Origin of the sequence: Shewanella sp. S1-49-MNA-CIBAN-0167, assembly GCF_040310145.1 — a bacterium.
Classification (GTDB): domain Bacteria; phylum Pseudomonadota; class Gammaproteobacteria; order Enterobacterales; family Shewanellaceae; genus Shewanella; species Shewanella psychromarinicola.
This window is the reverse complement of the sequence record NZ_JBEOPO010000550.1, coordinates 1-222: the sequence shown is the minus strand read 5'-3', so window position 1 is coordinate 222 and position 222 is coordinate 1. Positions and strand designations below refer to the sequence as shown.

At 40.1% G+C, this 222-nt stretch carries 1 protein-coding gene; it reads right to left on the bottom strand.

Features of this window, described 5'->3' with window-relative positions; all coding sequences use genetic code 11:
- The coding region (locus AAEZ00_RS22390) for a helix-turn-helix domain-containing protein (RefSeq protein WP_351090274.1) at nt 1–222 on the bottom strand (222 nt) is incomplete at both ends.

Below are 222 nucleotides of genomic sequence, written 5' to 3'. Positions count from 1 at the left end.
TTGCTGTGCAGCCGCAGAATCAAAGGATTTTAACCAAGAGAACTCTTCGAATACCTTTAACTCTTTAATTAATTTTGCCATTTCTGGATAGAACAAAAACGTTTTGTCGTACCTATAACGACGCAGATTTTCTGACAACAACAAATTCCACAACCCACGAGCATATGAGCCAAACTCAATGAGTTTGGCTTCCTGTTCTGCTGTCGGTTTGAGCCGAAAGTT